This window comes from Palleronia sp. (genome assembly GCF_042089775.1).
In the GTDB taxonomy this organism is placed as follows: domain Bacteria; phylum Pseudomonadota; class Alphaproteobacteria; order Rhodobacterales; family Rhodobacteraceae; genus Palleronia.
This window is the reverse complement of sequence record NZ_JBELKF010000231.1, coordinates 941-2,816: the sequence shown is the minus strand read 5'-3', so window position 1 is coordinate 2,816 and position 1,876 is coordinate 941. Positions and strand designations below refer to the sequence as shown.

The window sequence follows — 1,876 nt, the reverse complement described above, 5'->3', positions numbered from 1 at the left end:
TGGTGAAGACCGCCGAGCCGCCGGAGCGCAAGGCGGGGATGATGGTCGGCTCGGTGGACGAGCTGGTCGAGAAGCTCAAAGATCTGGGGGTGGTGTGATGTCGGTACTTCTTCTGGCCGAGGTGACGGATGGCGAGCTGAACCACGACGCCACCGCCCGCGCCGTCGCCGCCGTGGCGCCGCTTGGCGACGTGACGCTGCTCTGCGTGGGCGCTTCGGCCAAGGACGCCGCCGCGGCGGCCGCCAAGATCGAGGGCGTGGCAAAGGTGCTCTGCGCCGAGGACGCGCTCTACAGCCACCGCCTCGCCGAGCCGGTCGCGGCACTGGTGGCGCAGCTGGCCGAGGGGCACGAGCACGTGGCGGCACCCGCCACCACGGATGCCAAGAACATCATGCCCCGCGTCGCGGCCCTCCTGGACGTGATGATCATCCCCGACGTTCTGGCGATCCACGAGGACGGCTCCTTCGACCGCCCCGTCTATGCGGGCAACGCGGTGCAGACGGTGAAGTCGCGCGATGCGACCAAGGTCTTCACCATCCGCACCACCGGCTTCGAACCCGCGGGCGAAGGTGGCGCGGCCTCGGTCGAGGACATTTCGGCCGCCACCGATCCGGGCCTGTCGTCGTGGGTCGAGGACAAGCTGGCCGAAAGCGACCGGCCGGAGCTGACCTCCGCGGGCATCGTGGTCTCGGGCGGGCGCGGCGTCGGCTCGGAGGAGAACATCGCGCTGATCGAAAAGCTCGCCGACAAGCTCGGTGCGGCGGTGGGCGCGTCGCGCGCCGCTGTCGACTCGGGCTTTGCCCCGAACGACTGGCAGGTCGGTCAGACCGGCAAGGTCGTGGCACCCGCGCTCTACGTCGCGGTCGGCATCTCTGGCGCGATCCAGCATCTCGCGGGCATGAAGGACAGCAAGGTCATCGTCGCGATCAACAAGGACGAGGAAGCGCCGATCTTTCAGGTCGCCGATTACGGCCTCGTCGCGGACCTGTTCACCGCGCTGCCGGAGCTGACCGAAAAGCTGTAGCACGCCCCTCGATCATCGGTGTTCGCAACTGACTGCTGACATGTCGAGCCGCAACAGAAGAAAGGCCCGCTTCTACAGAAGCGGGCCTTTCCTGCATCTACCGACGTGGCGGCAGTGTGCCGGTCGGCTCATTCGCGATCATCGGCCCCGGAACACGGGCCGACGCTTTTCGGCAAAGGCCGCCCGGCCCTCCGCCGCGTCGTCGCTGTCAAGCAGCATGGGTTGCAGCGTCGCCTCGTATTCGAGGGCGGCGGCCAGATCCCGCGCGAACCAGTCGAGGATGAACTGACGCGGCAGGGCGGCACCCTCGGCCTCCTGCAGCGCCATCTCGCCCGCCACACGCGCCGCCTCTCCGGGCTCGGCCAGCGCATCGACGAGCCCCAGTTCGAGCGCCTCCGGGGCCTCGACAATGCGGTTGCTCAATAGCAGGTGGCGCGCCCGCGCCGGGCCGATCCGCGCGGGCAGCGTGCTCAGCAGGCCCATGTCGGGCATCAGCGCAATCTTGGTGAAGCCCGCGATGAACCGCGCCTCCCGCGAGGCGACGACCGTCGGGCAGGCCAGCGCCAGCGCAAAGCCGCCCCCCGCCGCCCAGCCCTCGACCGCGGCCACCAGAGGCTTGGGGAAGCGCGCCATCCGGGTCACCATGTCGGCGATGACCGCAAAGCGTTCGCGGTGCGCGCCGAGGCTACGCTCGCCCTGATCGCGGATATCGCCACCGGCCGAAAAATTGCCCCCCGCGCCGGTCAGGACTACCGCGCGTACGTCGTCATCCGTCGCGGCCTCGCCCAGTGCCGCGCAAAGCTCGGCCCGGCTGTGATGGGCGATCGGGTTGCGCCGGTCGGGCTCGTTCAG

At 69.6% G+C, this 1,876-nt stretch carries 2 protein-coding genes; one reads left to right on the top strand and one right to left on the bottom strand.

Annotated features, from left to right (window positions below):
* Window positions 1–97: 97 nt before the first annotated feature.
* Window positions 98–1,024 (top strand): electron transfer flavoprotein subunit alpha/FixB family protein, encoded by a 927-nt coding sequence (locus ACFDS3_RS20395; RefSeq protein WP_375264157.1) that lies wholly within the window; start codon window positions 98–100, stop codon window positions 1,022–1,024.
* Between the two features lie 138 nt (window positions 1,025–1,162).
* Here ACFDS3_RS20395 and ACFDS3_RS20390 read toward each other — a convergent pair.
* Window positions 1,163–1,876 (bottom strand): enoyl-CoA hydratase/isomerase family protein (locus ACFDS3_RS20390; protein ID WP_375264156.1); only part of this gene is annotated, 714 nt, incomplete at its 5' end.